This window comes from Gluconacetobacter sacchari, assembly GCF_014174255.1.
Taxonomy (GTDB): Bacteria; Pseudomonadota; Alphaproteobacteria; order Acetobacterales; family Acetobacteraceae; genus Gluconacetobacter; species Gluconacetobacter sacchari.
Window position 1 is genome coordinate 153,979 of the sequence record NZ_JABEQJ010000006.1, and the last position, 18,998, is coordinate 172,976.

Below are 18,998 nucleotides of genomic sequence, written 5' to 3' on the forward strand. Positions count from 1 at the left end.
CAGCCTGTGGCGGAAGAATACGACGCGTTCGGTTTCCTGGAAACCCAGTGCGGTGTGCATTGCGTGGCTGCCGGTGTTGTCGAGCGCGGCATCGGACGCAATTTCGGTGCATCCCTGCTGCCTTGCCCATGCGAAAACGCGATCGATCAGGTGACGGGCGATCCCTTGTTTCCTGTGCGCCGGATCGACGTAAATGCCTTCCAGAAACGCGACTGGTGATGTCGTGCATCCGTTGACATAGTCTTGACGGAGCGCCGCCTCGGCAAAGCCGACGCATTTTCTCGCCTCTGAAAAAGCCAGCAGCGTTACGATCCCGTCTTGGGCGGCGCGGAGCGATTGCTGGATGTGGACCATGTGCCGGTCGCGCGTTTCGTCGGGCCACAGGGCCTGTCTCAGCGCCAAATAAGCCAGGCTATCGGCATCCGTGGCAGGTCGGATTTGCATGTGTTCGAGAACCGGATACGACACCAATGATCCTGGATCATCATCCGCTTTCCGGCCGTCGGCAACCGTCGATCCGGAGATGTCAGAGATGCAGGGGGCGATTATCCTTTTTCGCCCGGCCTGTCCGAGGCGGGCGGGTTCCATGAGCGGGATAGGACCCGGAGACGCTGTTCCAGCCCGTCCGCCGCGAAATCGAGAAAGGCGGTCGTCTTCGCGGGCCGATGGGAGGCGCGGGTGCTGATGAGATGGATCGCGGTGGGGGAAGGATCCGCCTCCGGCAGGAGGCGGACGAGGTGGCCCGCCGACAGTTCCTCCGTCACCTGATAGGACAGAACCTGCACGATGCCCAATCCCGCGCGGGCCCGTGGCGAAGCGCCACTCCCGCGCGACAGGCCGGCTTTCGATGAGGATGGGGGTGCGACGACGCGAAACATGCTATGCCGCGCGCATGGCAATCCCGATCCTCCCCGGGCTGTCCCTGGCCGAGTCCGAGCTGGAGGTCAGCTATATCCTTGCGTCGGGTCCCGGCGGGCAGAACGTCAACAAGGTGGCCACGGCGGCGCAATTGCGCTTCGACGCCGCGCGTTCGCCCTCGTTGCCCGAACGGGTACGGGCGCGGCTGCTGGAGGTGGCGGGCAGCCGCGCCACGCGGGATGGGGTGATCGTCATCACCGCCCGGCGCTTTCGCACGCAGATGCGCAACCGCGAGGATGCCATCGAGCGGCTGGCCGAGATGATCCGCGAGGCGGCGCATCGCCCCGCCTTCCGCGTGGCGACCCGTCCCGGCCGTGCGGCCCGCCAGCGGCGGCTGGACGGCAAGGCGCACCGGGCGGGCATCAAGCGCGGGCGCTCCGGGCGGTTCGATGATTAAGGCGGCGTACCCGGGAAGTTCGGGGGCGTTCCGTGTCCGAGGTGAGGGATGAGCGACCTTTTTGACAGTGGGCCGGCATCGGGGCGCAGGCCGCTTGCCGCGCAGTTGCGTCCGGCGACGCTCGATGACGTGATCGGCCAGTCGGCGGCGGTCGCGCCCGGCTCGATCCTGCGGCGGCGGATTGCCGGCGGGGCGTTGGGCAGCGTGATTCTCTACGGGCCGCCCGGGGTGGGCAAGACCTCGATCGCGCGGGCGGTGGGCACCATGCTTGGCAAGAGCTTTCGCCCGCTGCACGCGACGCGCAGCGGGGTTGCCGACATCCGCAGGCTGGCGGACGAGGCGCGGATGGTGCCGTTGCTGATCTTCGTCGATGAGGTGCAGCGCTTTTCGGCGACGCAGGCCGACGATCTGCTGGCCATCTGCGAGGAGGGGACCGCCGATTTCATCGGAGCGACGACCGGCAATCCCTATCATGTGCTGACCCCGGCGCTGGTTTCGCGCTCGACCATTCTGAAGCTGGAGCCGCTGACGCTTGAGGAGATGGAGCAGGTGGTGCGGCGTGGCGTCGCGCATCTGCGGGGGGAGGGGATCGAGGTGCTGCTGACGGCGGTGCAGGTCCGCCGGATTGCCGGCCGGTCGGGGGGCGATGCGCGCCGGGCGCTGACGACGCTTGAAAGCCTTGCGGTCGGGCATGATGCCGGGCCGGTCACGATCACCGATGCGATGGTGGACGAAGCCTATGCGGCGGCGCCCGTCAATCACGACCGGTCGGGCGATGCGCATTATGACGTGGTGTCGGCGTTCGTGAAATCCATGCGCGGGTCGGACCCCGACGCCACGCTGTACTGGCTGGCGCGCCTGATTCATGGCGGCGAGGACCCGCGCTATATCGCGCGGCGGATCATGGTCCATGCGTCGGAGGATGTGGGGCTGGCCGATAATGCCGCGCTCCAGACCGCCGTGGCGGCGGCGCAGGCGGTGGAGAAGATCGGGTATCCGGAGGCGCGGATCGTGCTGGCGCATGCGGCGCTGCATGTGGCGCGGGCACCGAAATCGGGCTCGGCCTGCCGGGGGATTGCGGCGGCGATGCAGGTCGTGGCGAACAATCCGCCCGCCGCCGTGCCGCTGCATCTGCGCGACGCGCATTACAAGGGTGCGGCGTCGCTGGGCCATGTCGGGTATCGTTTCCCGCATGACGATCCACGCGGCTGGGTGGAGCAGGTCTATTCCCCGGTCGAGAGGGGAGCCCTGTATCAAAGTGACGCCCGCGATGCGGCGACGTTCGAGAAGCGGGCGGATGAATACTGGCAGCGGGTGACGGGCGAGGTGCCGCCGCGCAGGGGACGGGCGTGATGGTGCATGGCCGCCGGCCGGTCAATAAATCTCCGGCGGGGGTGGGGCGGGCGCGATTCCGGCCTGTTCCAGCAGGAACCGATAGGCCGGGCCGAGGCGGCCCGGACCGCGCCCGTTGCCCTGCTCGACCATCGCGAGATTGAGCACGTGGTAGATCGGCTGCCATTGTTCCTCGCCCGCGCGGGTGCGCACGCGCAGGCGCAGGGCGGGATTGGGCAGATAATTGCCGTTTCGCATCCGCAGCCACAATTTCCGTGCCGGAGCGTAGCTGCTTCCGATTTCCGCACGGGCCAGCACGCCGTTGAAATAGACCCGCTTGCGCCGGTCCTCGTGCCAGATCGCGCGCGGGAAATGCGCGATGTTGCGCATGAGATATGCGGCGTCGAAGCCGGCGCGCCGGCTGACGTCGGAGATGTCGTCGTTATATGACAGGGATGCAAGCGTCTTCAGTCCGGCCAGCATCAACTGGAACAGGAGATATTCGCCCTGATGCGCGCCGAGCCGAACGAGGCGCCCGTCCACCTCCACGTCAAGGTCGGGCAACGCGACCAGGGGATAGACCCGCGCGAACGGTCCCTGCGCGTAGTCGGCGTCGCGTGCCGCGCGCGCCAGCGCGTAGGATTGCGCGGTCTGGCCGAACAGGTCGCGCTGGGCAATGTCCGCGCCACGGTCGAGCAGTGCCTCGACCAGGGGAACATTGCCCGCCTCCACGGCGAACATGAGCGGCGTCGCGTCGGCGACGTTGCGATGGTCCACGCCATATTGATCGCACTGGAACAGGACGTCTTTCACGTTCCTGTCGTAGAGGCCGAAATATCGTGTCTTGAGCGACTGCCGCGCGCGATCGGCGCTGCCGTCACGCCATCGGCGTAAAAGCTGGATGGCATTCGGCCAGCCCTGTTCAACCATGGCCTCGATATGGTTCTCGGCATGATGCCAGATCGCGAAATCCATCAGCAACTGGCGCGGCTTGGTGGAGACCTGCTTCGGATCGTAAGCCTGCCGCATGGTGGCGCGCAGCAGTTCCTCGTTCCAGACCGGCCAGGGGACGGGTCGGTCCTTGAGGATGGACTGCCGGATGGCGGTCGCCTGCTCCTGCTTGCCTTGCAGGGCAAGCCGTTGTGCCTCGCGCTCCCATTCCTCGCGGCTGGATTTCGCGGCCTGCATGTCGAGTTCGTCGCCATGGGCGCGGATGTCGAGCAGGCGCAGGAGCGGGTGCGCCTGGTCGCTCTCGATCACATACAGGCGCTCCACGGCGCGGGTGATCGCGACATAGAGCGCGTTGACGTAGAATTTCCATAATTCGAGCGAACGGTCGTGCTTGTCCTTCGCCCTTCGGTAGTCGAGCGTGTCCCGTTCGAGGGAGGCCGCGTCCACGCCATCGCAGATTTCGGCGAACGCGCCGCGCTGTCCCGAAATGAAGCGATAGAGAATGATGTTGGGGTATTCCAGGCCTTTGGCCTCATGCACCGAGAACACGAGGGGCGTGTGGAAGACGGCGCGCGCCGCTTCCTTGTCTTCGTCGCGCAGCACGAGCACGGCGAACCGGGTCGATGCCCGGGTGCGGGCGTCGAGATCGCGCAGGACGGCATCCTTGTCCGGCAACAGGCGGGCTTCTCCCGCCGCGTCGGCCACGGAGCGCACGAGGTGGTTGCTTTCCCGGTCGACCGAGCCGAAGCGCGCCTGCTTGATCTTGAGCAGGGTGTTGGCGACCCGCGTGATCTCGCTCGTGTTGCGGTAGTTCGCGTCCAGAACGGCCAGCGTCTGGCGTTCGGCCAATGCGGGATCGGCCCAGAACAGGCTCTTGACCGCGCTCCACGAAAAGAAATTCGGATGGACGATCTGGTTGGAATCGCCGCACAGCAGGAAATGCCCCGGTGTCCTGAGCGTGCGCAGGATCAGGGCCAGTTGGGCGCTGGTGAGATCCTGCACCTCGTCGATGACGACGAAATCGTAGCGCGGCTCGGCCAGTTGGCGCCATTCATGGGCGATCAGGTTGCTGTCGAAAAGATCGTTTTCCTTCAGCCAGGAGCGGTATTTTCCGAACAGGTCGTGGATCGCGCCACGCTGGTCCGGCTCGTAGATGGACTGGCGCGGCCCCAGTGCCAGATACGCCTCGCGACCCAGGACCCCGTCCGGGCGGCTGCCGATCACGCCACGGAATTCCTCGAAGCAGGGATGGGCCTCGGTGAAGCGGTATTGCTGGCGGTGCCGCGCGAACCAGCCCTGGAACGTCGCGAAATCGACTTCGCGCCCCGAGGGGACGCGCAGGGTTTCCAGGAATTCCCGGAAGGACAGGAACTGGGCCTCCTGCGCCGGGTTTTCGTACCCATGCGCGTGGTACAGGTCGCGGGCGTTGCGGGCGAGCCAGGGGGAGAGCGTGACGTAGAGAACCTCTCCCTCGGCCTGGCGCAGTTTTTCCAGGGTCAGGGCGGTTTTGCCCGACCCGGCCGCGCCCACGATGATGAGCGGGGGATGCTGGCGATAGATCGCCTCCTGCGCGTCATCGAAGGAAAGGGGCTTGTCGAGCATATGGAACGCGGCCCGGCCCGGATGCAGGTAGCGCACCGGCTCCGCCTCGTCGCGCGCCTGCGCGGGGGTTGCCTCCTCGATCCGGGATTCGTCGATTTTCGCGCCGCGCAGGAAGCGCGACTTGTCATAGGCGTGATGCTCGATGATTTCGAGCACCAGGCAGACCGTCCGGTCCCGGTGCCGTACGAAACGCACCAATACCCTGCTCGCATCATCCAGTTTCAGACGGTAGTAGGTCGTCGGCGCGAGCTTTTTCAGATCGGCGCTGCGGAAATCGTCGCGGCCGATCGCCTCGACCAGCTTGTCGAGCTTCTTGCGCCATTTGCCCGGGTCGAAGCCGGCGTAAGTCAGGACGTCCATGATCAATCAAGGATGAACGACGCTCGTCTTCATGGTCAAGTCCGGTGATGCTCCGAAGTGAATGTGCCGGATGGTCACTTGGAGTCCGGCGGGGACGGCATGCCTTTCCTGTCCCCGCCCGGATGGGGGGCCGGTCAGGCCGGCTGGCCGAGCGTGGGCAGGATGGTTTCGACGATCGACTGGTCCAGCGCCTCGTACTCGTGATAGCGCAGTGTCCGGTAGAGGGACTCGCGCGTCTGCATGCGCGGCAGCATGGCCTCGGTACTGCCGGTGCGGCGGAGGGTGGTGTAGAGGTCTTCCTGTGCCTTGTTGGCGACGCGGAGCGAGCTGACGGGCCAGATGACCATGTGGTAGCCCATCTCCTCGAACTCTCCGGCGGTGAAGAAGGGGGTTCGGCCGAATTCGGTCATGTTGGCGAGCAGCCTGACGCCGGGCATGCGGCGGGCGAATTCGCGGAACATCTCGGCCGTGGTCAGGGCTTCGGGGAAGATCGCGTCGGCGCCGGCTTCGATATAGAGCCTGGCGCGGGCGACGGCGCCGTCGATGCCCTCGCTCGCCGCCGCGTCGGTCCGGGCGATGACGACCAGGTCGCGCGCGGCCTTGCGGGCGGCGCCGACCTTCAGCGCCATGTCGTGCGGGGTGGCGAGCTTCTTGTTGTTCAGATGGCCGCATTTCTTGGGCAGGATCTGGTCTTCCAGATGCACGGCGGCGGCGCCGGCATCCTCGAAGGCGCGGACCATGTTCATCACGTTCAGCACCTCGCCATAGCCGGTGTCGCCATCGACCAGCAGCGGCAGGCCGGTGGCGTTGACGATCTGGCGAATGAAGAAGGTCACCTGGTCGATGGTGATGATGCCCAGGTCGGGCAGGCCCATGCTGGCCGTCATGGCCGCGCCCGAGAGGTAGAGCGCGTCGAAGCCCGCGTCCCTCGCCTGGAGCGCGGCCTGGCCGTTATGGGCGCCGGGGAGTTGCAGGATGCCGTGGGACTGGAGCAGGGCGCGGAAGCGCCGGCCCGCCGGTTCGCCGCTGGTGGCGCTGCCTGTGAGGTACGTCATGCCGCTTTCTCCAGTCCGCCCCGCTGGGGCAGGGGCGTGAAGGGCCGCCTGTCGGGCCCGATATAGTCCGCCGAGGGGCGGATGATCTTGCCGTTCTCGCGCTGTTCGATGACGTGGGCGCTCCAGCCGGTCAGGCGTGCGATCACGAAGATCGGCGTGAACATGGCGGTGGGGATGCGCATCATGTTGTAGGAAACGGCGCTGAACCAATCGAGGTTGGCGAACATCTTGCGGTTGTCGGCCATGACGCGTTCGATCCGCTCGGCGACGTGATACAGCCGCATGGCGCCGCTGCGGGCCGAGAGATGTTCCGCCCATTGCTTGATGACCGCATTGCGCGGGTCGGCGATGGTGTAGACCGGGTGGCCGAAGCCGATCACGACCTCGCGGTTCTCCAGCCGGCGCAGGATGTCCGCCTGGGCGTCGTCGGGTGTCTGGTAGCGTTGCTGGATTTCCAGCGCGACCTCGTTGGCGCCGCCGTGGCGGGAGCCGCGCAGCGCGCCGATGCCGGCGGTGACCGCCGAATACATGTCCGACCCCGTGCCCGCGACCACGCGGCAGGCGAAGGTCGAGGCGTTGAATTCATGCTCCGCATACAGGATCAGCGAGGCGTGCATGGCGCGCACCCAGTCGGCCGGGGGGGCGTGACCGTGCAGCATGTGCAGGAAATGGCCGCCGATGGTCGCGTCGTCGGTCTCGACATCGATGCGTTTGCCGTTGGTGGAGAAATGATACCAGTACAGCAGGATGGATCCCATCGAGGCCAGCAGGCGGTCCGCGATCTCGCGCGCGCCGACCGGGTTCATGTCGCGCCGTTCGGGCAGGATGCAGCCCAGGGCGGAGACGCCGGTGCGCATCACGTCCATCGGATGGGCGGCGGCGGGGATGTCCTCCAGCAGGCGGCGCAGGCGCACGGGCAGGCCGCGCAGCGAGCGCAGCCGTTCCTTGTATTCCGCCAGTTCGGCGGCATCGGGAAGGTGGCCGTGGATCAGCAGGTGGGCGACTTCCTCGAATTCGCAGAACTCCGCCAGGTCCTTGATGTCATAGCCGCGATACTGCAATTCGTTGCCGGCATGACCGACGGAACTGAGCGCGGTTTCGCCGGCGGTGATGCCGGAGAGGGCGACCGATTTCTTGGGCTTGGACGTTTGGGTCATGTCACGTCTCCTTGTTGGTGCCGCTTCGCGGGGCTTTGCCCCGCATCCGGAAGGGGACAGTCTCTTATTGGGGAAAATTGAAGATTCCGGTCTTCGTGCCCGCTTTCAGCGCCTCCGGCGGAAGGGCGATTTCGAGCTGGCTCAGTTCGTCCGCGCGCAGGGAGGGCAGGCGTTGCGCCACGTCGAGGAAGCGTTCGATTTCAGCCGGGGGGAGGATACCTTCGGTCAGGACGCGGAATTTCCGGATATAGTCGGGACGGGTCCAGGGCGTGGCGCCCAGCGGGTGGGCGTTGGCCACCGCCAGTTCGCCGTCCAGCTTCGTGCCGTCCGCGAAGGTGATGGTGATGCGGCCGCCGAAGGCCTTGATCGCCGGATCGTCGGCGTGATAGCGGGCCGTCCATTTCGGGTCTTCCACCGTGTGGATCTTGTGCCACAATTGCACCGTATCGGCCCGTTGCGCGCGTTCGGGCAGGTAGGAGCGCACGTGGTGCCAGGTGCCGTCCTGCAACGCGACCGCGACGATATACATGATCGAATGGTCCAGCGTTTCGCGCGACGCCCGGGGATCGAATTTCTGCGGGTCGTTGGAGCCGGTGCCGATCACGTAATGGGTGTGGTGGCTGGTCTCGATCAGGATATCCTTCACGTCGTCCCATGTACGACCGGATGCCCGGACATCGGCGCCGAGGCGGAAGGCGAGGTCGATCAGGGCCTGGCTTTGATATTCCGCCGAATGTTCCTTGGTGTAGCTGTCCAGGATCGCGCGCTTGGCTTCGCCGGGCTCGGGGAGGGCGACGCGGTAGCGGGCATCCCTGCCGTCCAGCATCCAGGCGATCACGCCGTCTTCGCCTTCATAGATCGGGCTGGGAGAGGTCTCGCCCAGCATGGCGCGGTCTACCGCCTCGACCGCCATCTTGCCGGCGTGGGCGGGCGCGTAGGCCTTCCATGACGAGATTTCGCCCTTGCGGCTCTGCCGGGTGGCGGTGGTGACGTGGAGGGCGTGCTGGATCGACTGGTAGATGGTCTCGGTCGGCAGGTCCAGGAGGGTGCCGAGCCCGGCCGCGACCGACGGGCCCAGATGCGCCACATGGTCGATCTTGTGCTTGTGCAGGCAGATCGCCCGGACCAGGTCGATCTGGATTTCGTAGCCGGTGGCGATGCCGCGTACCAGCGCGGCGCCGGAGCGGCCGCATTGCTGGGCGACGGCGAGGATGGCGGGGATATTGTCGCCCGGGTGCGAATATTCGGCGGCCAGGAACGTGTCGTGGAAATCCAGCTCGCGGACCGCCGTGCCGTTGGCCCAGGCGGCCCATTCGGCATGGACCCTGATGTCGGAGCCGCAGCCGAACAGGGTGGCGCCGCCCGGACGGGCGTGGGCCAGGGCCTCGGCGCGGGCGCTGACCACCGTGTGCCGGTTGACCGAGGCGATGGCCACCGAGGCGTTGTCGATCACGCGATTGATGATCATCTCGGTGGTTTCGGGGAGGACGGCGACCGGGTCGGACGCGACCTCGGCGATCCGCCAGGCGAGCTGTGCGTCGCGTGGCAGGCGATCGCTCTCGGGGTGGACGGTGATGTCGTCATGACGCATGGCGAGGTTCCTCTTCTGGGGGCTTGCCGCGGAGTATTGCCATTCTCGCGTGTTCGGGAATGGCGATCCGGGCAAAATGGTGCCACGGTCCCGAACGGATTTTGCGAAGGATGCGAAGGTGCCGATGGCGGGCGAGAAGATTTTCGCTGGATCGAGAATTCGTGATCTGAGAAGAAGAAATGAGCAATCGCAGCAGGGGCTGGCGATGGCGCTGGGACTGTCCGCGAGCTATCTCAACCAGATCGAGAACGACCAGCGGCCGTTGACATCCGGGATCATGTTGAAGCTTTGCACGCTGTTCGGCGTCGAGCCGACATGGTTCAGCGATAGCGACGATGTCCAGCGCATGCAGGTGCTGCGCGAAATCCTGGGCGACCCGCTGTTCGGGACCATGCCTTCTGCCCGTCAGGTGCAGGAAGCGGTGCGGGGCGCGCCCTGGCTGTGCGACCAGTTCGTCACGCTCTACCGTGCCCTTCGGGCCTTGCGGGAGGACGGGGGAGCGGCCGGGGCCGCGACGCCCGTGCCGCAACCGGGGATCGGGTCGTATGATGCGGTGGGCGACTGGGTGCAGGCCGAGCGGAATTATTTCGATGAGATCGATCGGGCGGCGGAGGCGATGTACGAGTCCGCGCGGCTGGAGGAGGGCGGGGCCGCGGAGATGCTGGGCCGCTATCTGCGCGACCGGCATGATATCCGGATCGTGACCGATCCCGCCCTGGATGGGGAAGGCGTGATGTGGCGGTTCGACCGGCGGGGCCGCCGGCTGTCGGTCACCGGGGGCGTGCCGCCGGAAAGCAGCGCCTTCTGGCTGGCGCAGGTGATCGGGCGGCTGGAGCACGGGCAGGTGCTGGCGCGGCCGGTGCGTCGGTCGGGGCTGGCGGGTGCCGATGCGCGCGCGCTGGCGACGGTGGGAATGAGCAATTATTTTGCCGGGGCGTTGCTGTTGCCTTACGAGCGGTTCCGGCGGGCGGCGCGGCAGACGCGGCATGATCTGGACCAGTTGCAGCGCCAGTTCGGCGTCAGCTTCGAGCAGGTGTGCCACCGGCTGTCCACCATGCAGCGGCCGGGAGCGGAGGGCATTCCGTTCTATTTCATCAAGGCCGATATCGCCGGCAATGTTCTGAAAAGCTACAGCGCCACCCGTTTCAATCACGCACGGTTCGGCGGCCTGTGCGCGCAGTGGAATCTGTTCGAATGTTTTCTGGCGCCAGGCAAGCTGCATGTCCAGATGTCGCGCACTACCGATGATGCGGTCTATATCAGCGTCGCGCGGACGGTGGGGCATTCGCCGGTCTCCTATTTCGACCGGCCGCGCCAGGCGGCGATCGTGCTGGGTTGCGCGGTGTCGCATGCGTCGGAACTGGTTTATTCGGCGGGGCTGGACCTGACGGACGACCGGCGGGTAATTCCCATCGGGCCGGGATGTCGGGCGTGTATCCGTACCGATTGCCGGCATCGGGCGATTCCGGCGACCGGCTTCGGGATCGATGCGGGCAGCGAGGAACGCGGGGTCGTGCCCTATCACATGGTCGCGCCCTGAGATCTGTCTGGATATGGAGAGCGGGAGAATGGCAGATGCGGGATGACTGGCCGGTGCGACCGGCCCGGCGGGACGAGGCCGCCCTGTTGCCGGCGGTGGAAACGGCGTCGGGCGCGGTGTTTCGCACCATTCCGGACCTGGCCTGGCTTGCGGACGGCGACGTGATGCCGGTGGCGGCGCATCTGGCGGCTATTGAAGCGGGAACCTGCTGGGTGGTGGCCGTTGGGGATGGCATCGCCGGGTTTTTATCCGCCCGCGTGGCGATCGAGGACGGGGCCGGCATCGATGCCGGGCTGGCGGTGCTGCATGTGTGGGAGATGTCGGTGACGCCCGCGCACCAGGGCAGGGGAATGGGCCGGGCGTTGCTGGAGCATGCGGCCGCCTGTGCCGAAGCGCAGGCCATGGCGGCCGTGACCCTGACGACGTTTCGCGACGTGGCGTGGAACGCGCCCTTCTATGCGCGCGCCGGCTTTGCGACCCTGCCCGATGCGGCGCTGACGCCGCGCCTGCGCGGCGTTCTGGCGGCGGAGGCGGCCCATGGCCTGCCGGCGGCGCGGCGGTGCGCCATGCGGCGCGCGGTTGCCGCCGTCTTCTGATTGTCCGTTCATCAACCTACAGAGCATACGGGTCGTACCATGCGCATCACTGTTTTCGACATCCAGGCCATGAAGGCGGCAGGGCAGCGGATTCCCATGCTGACGGCCTATGACCACCCGTCCGCCGCGCTGGCCGAGCGGGCGGACGTGCCGATGCTGCTGGTCGGGGATTCGCTGGGGATGGTGGTCCACGGGGCCGATACCACCCTGCCGGTGACCCTGGACGACATGATCCGCCATGCGCGCGCGGTGGTGCGCGGCAGCAGCCGGGCGCTGGTGGTGGCGGACCTGCCGTTCCTGACCTATGCGACCGAGGGCGACGCCATCGCCTCTGCCCGGCGGGTGATGCAGGAGGCCGGGGTGCAGGCGCTGAAGCTGGAGGGCGGGGTGTCGATTGCCGCGACGGTTCGGCGGTTGACCGAACTGGGCGTGCCGGTGATGGGCCATCTGGGCCTGACGCCGCAGGCGCAGCATACGTTGGGCCTGCGGGTGCAGGCGCGGCAGGCGGAGGCGGCGCGGCGGCTGCTGGAGGACGCGCTGGCCTTGCAGGATGCCGGGGCCTTCGCCCTGGTGCTGGAACTGGTGCCCGCGCCGCTGGCCGCGGCTGTGACGCAGCGACTGCGGATTCCGGTCATCGGCATCGGCGCGGGCGACGCGTGCGACGGGCAGGTGCAGGTCTGGCACGATCTGCTGGGGCTGCTGCCGGGCAAGTCTCCGCGCCATGCCGGACGATATGCCGAGATCGGTGCCGCGATCGAGGGCGCCCTGCGTGCCTATGCGGACGATGTGCGATCGGGCGCCTTTCCCACGGCCGCGCAGAGCAGCGCGATGGATCCCGACGAACTATCGCGCGCGCTGGGAGGCTGACGGCGGCAGCGTTCGCGCGACGGTGAACAATTCGCCGATCAGCCGGGAGGCGGCCTGGTCGCGCGGGGCCAGCAGCGAGATGGTCATGCGGACGCGGCAATCGCTGATCGGCATCGTGGAGATGCCGTGCCGCCCGCCATATTCGCTGGCCGCGATCACGCCCACGCCCAGCCCGGCCGCGACGGCTTCCACCATCGCTTCGCGGCCGTCCACCGTCAGGGTGGGTGTGCAACTGATGGCGTGGCGTTGAAGCTCGCCGGCAAGCAGGCGCTGGGTGGCGGAGTGGGATTCACGAAAGATCAGACCCTGTTCGGCCAGCATGGCAAACGAGACGGACTTGCGCCCGACGAGGGCGGAGCACCCATGCACCAGTGCGATCAGCGGGTCCTCGCGTAGCGTCTGCGCGTGCAGGCGCGCATCGATCGCCGCGGCAGCCGTGACCGCGACATCGGCCGAGGCGGCGTGCAAGCCGTTCGAGGCAGGTCTCGGCATTGCCGATGGCCAGATGGATGCCGATAGCGGGATGGCGCGTCCGAAAGGCTGCGATCAGCGAAACCGCCAGATCCGGTGCGTCGGATATCATGGACAGGGTGCCGGATTCCAGGGCCGCCGCCTGGGACAGCAAGGCGGCGGCCTGACGCTCGGCCTCGAAGATCGGCCGGATGGCCGCCAGCAGCCGGCGCCCGAATTCGGTCGGTTCGACCGTTCGGCCGCGCCGGTGGAACAGCATGCAGCCATAATCCCGTTCCAGTCGCCGGATCTGGTCGGAGATCGCGGGTTGGGTCAGTCCCAGCGCCGAGGCGGCGGCGGAAAAGCCGCCATGGGTCGCCACCGCCTGCACCGCCCGCAACTGCACGTATTGCATGCCGCCATCCATCAATTGAATCGATAGTTGGATCGTTATTATCGATTTTATCGAGGAGCTGCCAGCACGGTATGGATCGCCGCATCGTCCTGAGCGGAGCGAGGATCCATGGCGGCGCATCACGGGATCGAGGCGGTTATCTTCGACTGGGCGGGGACATTGGTCGATTTCGGATCGTTCGCGCCGATGGCGGCATTTGTCGAAACCTTTGCCGGGTTCGGCATTGCGATCGGGATCGATGAGGCCCGGCGTCCGACGGGGCTGGCCAAACGCCCGCATGTCGCCGCGCTGCTGAAGCAGCCGCGCATTGCCGCCGCCTGGAGCGATATTCACGGCGGGCCGCCGGACGATGGTGCGATCGACCGGGTGTACGGCGTCTTCGTCCCGCGCACGGTTGCCGTGGCGGCACGGCATGCGGACGTGATCCCGGGTGCCGCGGCATGCGTCGCGGCGTTGCGGCGGCGCGGGCTGCGCATCGGGTCGACCACCGGTTATACGCGTGAGATCATGGAGGCAATCATGCCGGCCGCCCGTGCCCAGGGGGTGGAGGTGGATTGTCTGGTCTGTGCCGGTGAAACGCCTTCGGGCCGTCCCGGGCCGCTGATGCTGTGGCGGAACATGATCGCGCTGGATGTCTGGCCCGCCTGGAAAGCCGTCAAGGTCGACGACACGATTGTCGGGGTCGCGGAAGGGCGCAATGCCGGGGCCTGGAGTATCGGCGTCGCGGTCTCGGGCAATGTGTTCGGCTGCACGCGGGAGGAAACTGCCGCCATGCCGCCCGGGGAATTCACCGCCCGGCGCGATCGCGCCCGTCGCGTGCTGCTGGAGGCCGGGGCGCACGAGGTGATCGACAGTGTGGCCGACCTGCCTGACGCGGTGGCGCGCCTGGACGCGCGGCTGGCGGCCGGCGAGCGCCCCGAGGATGTGGGCCGGGTGTTTTCGTGACCGCTGGATATGATCTGGCAATCGTCGGCGCCGGGATCTGCGGCCTGGCGCATGCGTTGATCGCGTCTCGCCGGGGGCGGCGCGTGATCGTCATCGATCGGGACCTGGCGGCCAACGGGGCCTCGATCCGCAATTTCGGGTTTATTACCGTCACCGGGCAGGAACGCGGTCGCTCCTGGCGGCACGCGCGGCGCAGCCGCGACATCTGGGCCGAGATCGCGCCCGATGCCGGCATTCCGGTGGTGCAGCGCGGATTGCTGGTGCTGGGGCGGCGGCCGGAAACCATGGCGGTGCTGGAGGCCTTTCGCCAGGACGAGATGGGCGCGGCCTGCACCCTGCTGGGCCGCGACGCCTTGTCCGCGTGGCCGGGCCTGCGTGGCGATGCCATGCTGGGCGCGCTCTATTCGCCCCACGAAATGCGGGTGGAGTCGCGCGAGGCCATTCCGCGCCTGGCGCGCTGGCTGGAGGAACGGCATGGCGTGACGTTCCTGCGTGGGGTGAGCGTCTTTTCCGTGGCGCCCCCGCGTCTGGAAACCAGTCGCGGCGTGGTCCATGCCGATGCGGCCATCGTCTGTCCCGGCGACGATTTCCATACGCTGTTTCCCGATCGCATTCGCCGGCATGGCCTGACGCGCTGCACGTTGCAGATGATGCGCCTGGCGCCCGGCGGCATCGATGCCGCGCAACCGGCGGTGATGTCCGACCTCGGCGTCGGGCGGTATCGCGGCTATCGCCATCTGCCGGGGCATGGTGCGCTGACGGCGCGGCTGGCGGCGGAGCAGCCGGACCATCTGGCGGCCGGGATTCACCTGATCGCGGTGCGGGCTGCCGATGGCAGCCAGATCGTCGGCGATTCCCATGTCTATGCGGACCAGCCGGACCCGTTTTCGGACGAGCGCGTGGACGATCTGGTCCTGTCCGAGCACGCGGCCGTTCATCGGGCCACCCCGCCGGTGGTGTCGCGTTGGACAGGCACCTATGCCAGCGGTCCCGAGACCATGCTGATGGAACGCCTGTCGGACAGCGCGCGGCTGGTGATCGTCAGCAGCGGTACGGGGGCCAGTACCGCATTTGGCATCGCCGAGGAGACGCTGGCCGATCTGTGGGGGTGAGCGTCCATCTCGGGCCGCAGGGGCTTGCATCGATGCAGGCGGCCGACATTGCAGCCGTGAAGCGATCCGACGCCGGAAAATGCGTCGTCCTGTTGCTCCGGCGCGTGTGATGGGCCATAGCGCAGCGCATGATGCATGATCGTGAATGACGCCCGCGAGGTCCAGCATGGCTGTTTTCTGCAAGACATCCCGGATCTGGAGAGCGCGGCTGGCGGCCACCGGGGCCGGCGTGACGGTTGTGATGCTGGCCTGTGCGCCTGCCTGGGCCGCCGGTGGCGCGGCAGTGCCGGCAGGCCGCGCGGCGGCTGCGACGCCCGTGCCGGCCGTGGCCCCGCCGGTGCCGGAAACGGTTGAAGTCAACGGTATCCGCCGTGCCTTTACCCATGTCGCCGCCCAGCATCTGCCGGATGCCGATACGCGGGTGACGGCCGAACGGCTGATCGAGCGTGGGGTCGTGGATCTGCGTGGGCTGGAATATGTGGCGCCGAACCTGACGATACAGAGCATCAACGGCACGGCATCGACCAATTTCTATCTGCGTGGCCTGGGCTTCAACGACTTTACCCAGAACAATATGGGGCCGGTCGTGACCTATGTGGACGACGTGGCCTTTCCCTATTCGACCATGGCGTCGGGGCTGATGTTCGACATGGCGGACGTGACCGTCACCCCCGGGCCGGTCGGAACCGAGCATGGTCAGTCGACCACCGGCGGCGAGGTGAAGCTAAGGACGAACGACCCCACCGATACGTTCCATTACGGTGCCAGCCAGGACATTGCCGCCTACGCGCGCAGCCGCAGCACTGCCTATATCTCGGGGCCGATCGCCGATGGGCTCAGCTTCCGGCTCGCCGGCCAGGTGAATCAGGGGGGCGGCTGGCAGACCGACCCGCTGAACGGCGCCCATCTGGGCGATGCGAACAGTTGGGCGTTGCGGGCGAAGCTGAAATGGACGCCGGATTCCCGCACCACCGTCATGCTGTCGGGCCATGTGGTACGGGACGAGAGCCAGGTGGTGGGGGGGATTCCGATCTCGCGTCTGATCGGGAGCGCGCCGATCCCGTCCGTGGGCTGGACGCAGACGGAATGGTCGGCGAAGGAGGCGTTCACGAAGCTGATCGGCCGTCAGAACGGGCTGAAGCCGAGCGAGGATAACTGGTTCTGGGGCGCGGACCTGCATATTGCCCATGATTTCGGCCCTGTGACCCTGACCGCGGTCAGTGCCTTCGAAACCGAGCGCGAAGGCGAATATACGGATCAGGACGCCACCGCCGCGGCCCAGGCCGATGCCTATCGCACCATCGCGGCCAATAACTTCACCCAGGAACTGCGCCTGGCGAACAGCCGCGCCGGGGACCGGCTGCAATGGGTGGTGGGCGCGTATTACCAGCGGTCGCGCATGAGCCAGAATTTCTATTTCGATTACACGGATTACCGCCCGGCACGGGGCTATATGCAGGTGTCCAGTTTCGGGCTGAACCAGGAGGCAACGTCGCAGTTCGGCCATGTCAGCTATCGCCTGCCGCGGCATGTGACGCTGTTCGTCGGCCTGCTGCATGAAGTCGACGATCGGGGACTGACCGGGCTGACGTCGCGGATTTATGGTGGACGTACGCTGGATTTCCATGGCGAGAGCACGGCGGCGGCGCAGTTCGCGGGGCAGGCGGGGGTGTCGTGGCAGGCGACGCGGAATGTCCTGCTCTATTACAAGATGAGCAAGGGTTTCAAACCCGGCGGGTTTACCGCCAACAATACGCAGGTGCAGGGGCAGCTCGCGCCGTTCATGCCCGAAACCGTGCTGACCTATGAGCTGGGGCTGAAGAGCGATCCGATCGCCAATGTGCTGCGAATCAATGCCGCCGCATTCTACAATGATTTTCATAACCAGCAGATTCTCGGCACCATCCTGCTGCCGGATTACGGGCCGTTGAGCCAGTTGACCAACGTGCCGAAATCCGAAAGCTGGGGGTTTGAGGGCACGATCGACCTGCACCCGGTCCGCCATCTGTTCATTACCCAGAATATCGGCTGGCAGCGGGGCATCTTTCAGAATTTTCCGACCGTCAATCGCGCGAAGACGAATGCCTATTACGCGCGGACTGGCGTGTGGAAGGCGATCAATGACAATTTCGCGGGCGTGGATAACGGGCAGCCGAAACTGACGCTGAACGGGCAACTGGACTGGCGGCAGGCCGTCAGCCATGACTACGCGGTCGAATTCGGGCCCAACTGGGTTTATCGCGGCGCGCAGGCGATGACCCCTGGGGGGACCGGGTTCTATCGCCTGCCGCCCTATTTCCTGCTGGGCGCGCATGTCACGCTGCGGCCGGCGTCGGATCGCTGGCAGGTGACGGTCTATGCGTCGAACATCATGAATCGACACTATTATACGTCCGGAGGACAGGCGACGACGACTTATCTCTATATCCCCGGGGCGCCGCGGTTTATCGGCGGGCGGATATCGTGCGGCTTCTGATCCGCCGGATGTCCCGCCTTCAGGTGATTGCGGTCTCTATCGATGTGGTCGATCCCGGGCCCTGGTGCGTCAGGCGGACGGCCGGTTGACGTTCATGGAAGGCGCGCTCCCGATGGGGCCGGCGCCTATGCGGGAGACGGTGTTCGTCGAGGCGGCCTCGCATCATGAATGCTCCTGAACGGGCCATGACGCACTGCACGCACTCGCTCGAATCCGCGAAGGAGCGGGTTCCGTCGGAGTGATTTGCTCGTGCGCGTCTCGTTTGGCGAATGTCAGGGACAAATCGCCTTATCCAAAAAAAGGCAGATTATTATGCACTCTGCATATCTGTAGCAGTAAATTCCGCGCCGTTAGAGTGCCGGTTGCTGGACGATCTGTCGGCGCTGTCGTCCCCTTGATGCCGACCGAAGAGCCGGATTGCATCGTCTTGTGCTCGGTTCCGCATTTCGACCCAACGCATGAAATATTGGCGCGTGTCGGCGCTGTGGTCTCGTCAGAGGTCGAATGGAAAAGAGGAATTGTGATTTGACCATGTCTGGAATCGAAAAGCCGCTCATCGCGATTGTCGGTGCGACTGGTAAACAGGGCCGAAGCGTTGCTGCGACGCTTCTTCAGAGTCAGCGCTTTCGCGTGCGCGCCTTGACCCGAAATCAACATTCGCCGGAAGCGCGGCATCTCGAAAGGCTTGGCGCCCAGATTGTCGTGGTGCCGCCCGGATCGGGTCATCAGCGGCAACTTGTTGCCGCCTTCGATGATGCGGACGGCGCTTTTTTGATGACGCCTCCTATTGAGCCGCCGGACACGACCGAGTTCTCCCTTGGACGAGAGCTTGCGGATGCGGCTGTCGAAGCCGGCGTTCGGCATATTGTTTTCAGCACGCTTGAGAATGTCGATAAAATATCGGGCGGGGCTAACCCATCTTATTCACGGCATTGAGTATTTTGCGTGGATTTTTCTGCTTTTGTGGTTTGTGCGCGCGGGATCGCACCGAGTTGAGGCGGTGTCATTTTGAAACGGTGGATGGTTGCGGCTGGAGTTGCGGGGACGGGGCGGGTTCGGGGGCGGTAGCCCCGTCTGTCACGGGCCGGCAGCCTGCATTGAGATGGCGAGACTGCGGAAAAGCGCCGCTTCGGGACAGGCGGCGGCAAAGGCGATACGGACACGGGTCGCGGTTTCCAGGATGCGTCCTGCGATTTTCAGGAGACGATTTCGTAACGTGGTGAATTCGGCCGAG

The 18,998-nt window shown here is 66.3% G+C and carries 16 protein-coding genes and 2 pseudogenes; 9 read left to right on the top strand and 9 right to left on the bottom strand.

From position 1 onward, the window contains the following. A pseudogene (gene aac(6') / locus HLH48_RS06760) lies at window positions 1–444 on the bottom strand (aminoglycoside 6'-N-acetyltransferase); the annotation flags it as partial. Between the two features lie 101 nt (window positions 445–545). Further along, window positions 546–878 carry a LysR substrate-binding domain-containing protein gene (locus HLH48_RS06765; RefSeq protein WP_264812725.1) on the bottom strand — a complete coding sequence of 111 codons (333 nt, stop codon included), beginning with the start codon at window positions 876–878 and terminating at the stop codon, window positions 546–548. A gap of 14 nt (window positions 879–892) precedes the next feature. Here HLH48_RS06765 and arfB point away from each other — a divergent pair, with 14 nt between their 5' ends. Beyond that, window positions 893–1,315 carry an alternative ribosome rescue aminoacyl-tRNA hydrolase ArfB gene (arfB, locus tag HLH48_RS06770; RefSeq protein ID WP_182996758.1) on the top strand — a complete coding sequence of 141 codons (423 nt, stop codon included), beginning with the start codon at window positions 893–895 and terminating at the stop codon, window positions 1,313–1,315. A 48-nt stretch (window positions 1,316–1,363) separates the two neighbouring features. Continuing rightward, a complete protein-coding gene (locus HLH48_RS06775) occupies window positions 1,364–2,668 on the top strand; it encodes a replication-associated recombination protein A (RefSeq protein WP_182996735.1) in 1,305 nt (434 codons plus the stop codon). Between the two features lie 21 nt (window positions 2,669–2,689). Here HLH48_RS06775 and HLH48_RS06780 read toward each other — a convergent pair whose 3' ends face one another. From HLH48_RS06780 to HLH48_RS06795, 4 genes are all read right to left on the bottom strand, one after another. Further along, a complete protein-coding gene (locus tag HLH48_RS06780; RefSeq protein ID WP_182996736.1) occupies window positions 2,690–5,560 on the bottom strand; it encodes a UvrD-helicase domain-containing protein in 2,871 nt (956 codons plus the stop codon). Between the two features lie 134 nt (window positions 5,561–5,694). Beyond that, complete coding sequence (gene prpB / locus HLH48_RS06785) at window positions 5,695–6,615, bottom strand: methylisocitrate lyase (protein WP_182996737.1); 921 nt, start codon at window positions 6,613–6,615, stop codon at window positions 5,695–5,697. Then, a complete protein-coding gene (prpC, locus tag HLH48_RS06790) occupies window positions 6,612–7,772 on the bottom strand; it encodes a bifunctional 2-methylcitrate synthase/citrate synthase (RefSeq protein WP_182996738.1) in 1,161 nt (386 codons plus the stop codon). Before prpC ends, prpB begins: the two co-directional genes overlap by 4 nt. Before the next feature lie 64 nt (window positions 7,773–7,836). Continuing rightward, on the bottom strand, window positions 7,837–9,363 hold the full coding sequence (locus HLH48_RS06795) for an MmgE/PrpD family protein (RefSeq protein WP_182996739.1): 1,527 nt from the start codon (window positions 9,361–9,363) through the stop codon (window positions 7,837–7,839). A 124-nt stretch (window positions 9,364–9,487) separates the two neighbouring features. Here HLH48_RS06795 and HLH48_RS06800 point away from each other — a divergent pair, with 124 nt between their 5' ends. Genes HLH48_RS06800 through panB form a run of 3 tightly spaced genes read left to right on the top strand, consistent with a single transcriptional unit; the run spans window position 9,488 to window position 12,366 of the window. Beyond that, window positions 9,488–10,903 carry a helix-turn-helix domain-containing protein gene (locus tag HLH48_RS06800; protein ID WP_182996740.1) on the top strand — a complete coding sequence of 472 codons (1,416 nt, stop codon included), beginning with the start codon at window positions 9,488–9,490 and terminating at the stop codon, window positions 10,901–10,903. 35 nt (window positions 10,904–10,938) lie between these two features. Beyond that, a complete protein-coding gene (locus HLH48_RS06805; RefSeq protein WP_182996741.1) occupies window positions 10,939–11,499 on the top strand; it encodes a GNAT family N-acetyltransferase in 561 nt (186 codons plus the stop codon). A 39-nt stretch (window positions 11,500–11,538) separates the two neighbouring features. Continuing rightward, window positions 11,539–12,366: a 3-methyl-2-oxobutanoate hydroxymethyltransferase gene (panB, locus tag HLH48_RS06810; protein WP_182996742.1), complete on the top strand. Its 828-nt coding sequence runs from the start codon at window positions 11,539–11,541 to the stop codon at window positions 12,364–12,366. Here the strand turns inward: panB and HLH48_RS23165 are convergent. Continuing rightward, entirely contained in the window at window positions 12,343–12,858 is a 516-nt protein-coding gene (locus tag HLH48_RS23165) for a LysR family transcriptional regulator substrate-binding protein (RefSeq protein WP_246387025.1), read from the bottom strand. The genes panB and HLH48_RS23165 overlap by 24 nt on opposite strands. Before the next feature lie 199 nt (window positions 12,859–13,057). Beyond that, window positions 13,058–13,351 (bottom strand): annotated as a pseudogene (locus HLH48_RS23760) (helix-turn-helix domain-containing protein); the annotation flags it as partial. Between HLH48_RS23760 and phnX the strand changes: the two are divergent. The 4 genes from phnX to HLH48_RS06835 all read left to right on the top strand — a co-directional run bounded on the left by phnX (window position 13,340) and on the right by HLH48_RS06835 (window position 18,700). Then, window positions 13,340–14,176, top strand: a complete 837-nt coding sequence (gene phnX, locus HLH48_RS06820; protein ID WP_182996743.1) for a phosphonoacetaldehyde hydrolase — start codon at window positions 13,340–13,342, stop codon at window positions 14,174–14,176. The pseudogene HLH48_RS23760 and the gene phnX overlap by 12 nt on opposite strands. Then, window positions 14,173–15,288, top strand: coding sequence for a TIGR03364 family FAD-dependent oxidoreductase (locus HLH48_RS06825; protein WP_182996744.1), 1,116 nt, complete (start codon window positions 14,173–14,175; stop codon window positions 15,286–15,288). The genes phnX and HLH48_RS06825 overlap by 4 nt, the downstream gene beginning before the upstream one ends. A 241-nt stretch (window positions 15,289–15,529) precedes the next feature. Beyond that, the gene (locus tag HLH48_RS06830) at window positions 15,530–17,764 is read left to right on the top strand and encodes a TonB-dependent receptor (RefSeq protein ID WP_182996759.1); all 2,235 of its coding nucleotides are present in this window, start codon (window positions 15,530–15,532) and stop codon (window positions 17,762–17,764) included. 531 nt (window positions 17,765–18,295) lie between these two features. Further along, window positions 18,296–18,700 carry an NmrA family NAD(P)-binding protein gene (locus HLH48_RS06835; RefSeq protein WP_182996745.1) on the top strand — a complete coding sequence of 135 codons (405 nt, stop codon included), beginning with the start codon at window positions 18,296–18,298 and terminating at the stop codon, window positions 18,698–18,700. Window positions 18,701–18,841: 141 nt separating this feature from the next. Here HLH48_RS06835 and HLH48_RS06840 read toward each other — a convergent pair. Continuing rightward, window positions 18,842–18,998 (bottom strand): transposase (locus HLH48_RS06840; RefSeq protein ID WP_182996746.1); only part of this gene is annotated, 157 nt, incomplete at its 5' end.

Coding starts and splice junctions, on each gene's coding strand:
- HLH48_RS06765 (WP_264812725.1), bottom strand. CDS start 878: ATGTTTCGCGTCGTCGCACCCCCATCCTCATCGAAAGCCGGCCTGTCG.
- arfB (WP_182996758.1), top strand. CDS start 893: ATGGCAATCCCGATCCTCCCCGGGCTGTCCCTGGCCGAGTCCGAGCTG.
- HLH48_RS06775 (WP_182996735.1), top strand. CDS start 1,364: ATGAGCGACCTTTTTGACAGTGGGCCGGCATCGGGGCGCAGGCCGCTT.
- HLH48_RS06780 (WP_182996736.1), bottom strand. CDS start 5,560: ATGGACGTCCTGACTTACGCCGGCTTCGACCCGGGCAAATGGCGCAAG.
- prpB (WP_182996737.1), bottom strand. CDS start 6,615: ATGACGTACCTCACAGGCAGCGCCACCAGCGGCGAACCGGCGGGCCGG.
- prpC (WP_182996738.1), bottom strand. CDS start 7,772: ATGACCCAAACGTCCAAGCCCAAGAAATCGGTCGCCCTCTCCGGCATC.
- HLH48_RS06795 (WP_182996739.1), bottom strand. CDS start 9,363: ATGCGTCATGACGACATCACCGTCCACCCCGAGAGCGATCGCCTGCCA.
- HLH48_RS06800 (WP_182996740.1), top strand. CDS start 9,488: ATGGCGGGCGAGAAGATTTTCGCTGGATCGAGAATTCGTGATCTGAGA.
- HLH48_RS06805 (WP_182996741.1), top strand. CDS start 10,939: ATGCGGGATGACTGGCCGGTGCGACCGGCCCGGCGGGACGAGGCCGCC.
- panB (WP_182996742.1), top strand. CDS start 11,539: ATGCGCATCACTGTTTTCGACATCCAGGCCATGAAGGCGGCAGGGCAG.
- HLH48_RS23165 (WP_246387025.1), bottom strand. CDS start 12,858: ATGCCGAGACCTGCCTCGAACGGCTTGCACGCCGCCTCGGCCGATGTC.
- phnX (WP_182996743.1), top strand. CDS start 13,340: ATGGCGGCGCATCACGGGATCGAGGCGGTTATCTTCGACTGGGCGGGG.
- HLH48_RS06830 (WP_182996759.1), top strand. CDS start 15,530: ATGCTGGCCTGTGCGCCTGCCTGGGCCGCCGGTGGCGCGGCAGTGCCG.
- HLH48_RS06835 (WP_182996745.1), top strand. CDS start 18,296: ATGTCTGGAATCGAAAAGCCGCTCATCGCGATTGTCGGTGCGACTGGT.